Below are 1495 nucleotides of genomic sequence, written 5' to 3'. Positions count from 1 at the left end.
TTTATTTTTCTAACTTAATTTTACAATTCGCGCACTATAAAGCTGTCATTTTTCTAGATAAATGGCATAAATTTTCAGCGCTAAGTGACAAAAGCAACTAATTTTTCATGATAGATTTTTAAATATCTCAATCTATCTCCAAAATTAGTTGCTTTTGTAGCTATAGTTGACTATGAATATGACAAATAATTAGAAAAAACTGTGCCAATTAAATATCAAAATGACAAATTGATGAATCAAATTCAAATTAAGGGGGGCAACCCTGGAAGTCTTAAATTTACCCTCAATGAATGGTATTGAAGATGAAAATTTAAGGCGTTTGATTAATAGCCTTGTCATTGAATTGTACAAGTATCAAGCAGAATCAGAACGAAAAAAAATTAAGGAACGTCAGGCACAAGGAATCGAAATTGCTAAGAAAAAAGGCAAATTCAAAGGTCGGCAACTGAAATTTAAAAAAAATGATCCACGTTTAAAGCATGCTTTCGATTTGTTTTTGAATGGTTTATCCGATAAAGAAGTTGAAGAACAAACTGGGATCAATCGCCGAACGTTTAGAAGGTATCGAGCAAGATATAACGTGACAGTAGATCAAAGAAAAAACAATGAAAAGAGGGATAGTTAATGAGTACGGTTATTTTAGCTGAAAAACCAAGCCAGGCATTAGCCTACGCAAGTGCTTTAAAACAAAGCACCAAAAAAGACGGTTATTTTGAGATCAAAGACCCACTATTTACAGATGAAACGTTTATCACCTTTGGTTTTGGGCATTTAGTGGAATTAGCAGAACCAGGTCATTATGACGAAAAGTGGCAAAATTGGAAACTTGAATCTTTGCCGATTTTTCCTGATCGATACGATTTTGAAGTTGCAAAAGATAAGGGAAAGCAGTTTAAAATTGTTGCAGAACTTCTCAAAAAGGCAAATACAATTATTGTTGCAACAGATAGCGACAGAGAAGGTGAAAATATCGCCTGGTCGATTATCCATAAAGCAAATGCCTTTTCAAAAGATAAAACATTTAAAAGACTATGGATCAATAGCTTAGAAAAAGATGTGATCCGAAGCGGTTTTCAAAATTTGCAACCAGGAATGAATTACTATCCCTTTTATCAAGAAGCGCAAACACGCCAAATTGCCGATTGGTTGATCGGCATGAACGCAAGCCCTTTGTATACGTTAAATTTACAACAGAAGGGCGTACAAGGTACATTTTCACTAGGACGTGTTCAAACGCCCACCTTATACCTTATTTTTCAGCGCCAGGAAGCCATAGAGAATTTTAAAAAAGAACCTTTTTTCGAGGTGGAAGCTAGTATAAAAGTAAAACAAGGGTCATTTAAGGGCGTTCTAAGCCCCACACAGCGTTTTAAAACCCAAGAGGAGCTTTTTTGCTTTTGTTTCTTCTAAACAAGCTAAAATAGGCAATCAAGAGGGGATAATTGCTGATGTTCAAACCAAAGAGATGGATAGGCTACAATTAACTAGACAGAAA

Annotated in this window: 2 pseudogenes; both read left to right on the top strand. The window is 34.9% G+C overall.

Annotated features, from left to right (window positions below):
• Window positions 1-225 precede the first annotated feature (225 nt).
• Window positions 226-625, top strand: a pseudogene (locus tag HMPREF2731_RS07605) (recombinase family protein); the annotation flags it as partial.
• Window positions 625-1495, top strand: a pseudogene (locus HMPREF2731_RS07600) (DNA topoisomerase); the annotation flags it as partial. The pseudogenes HMPREF2731_RS07605 and HMPREF2731_RS07600, both read left to right, overlap by 1 nt.

Source organism: Enterococcus sp. HMSC072F02, assembly GCF_001837725.1.
GTDB lineage: Bacteria > Bacillota > Bacilli > Lactobacillales > Enterococcaceae > Enterococcus_B > Enterococcus_B lactis.
This window is presented reverse-complemented; position numbering and strand designations above follow the sequence as displayed.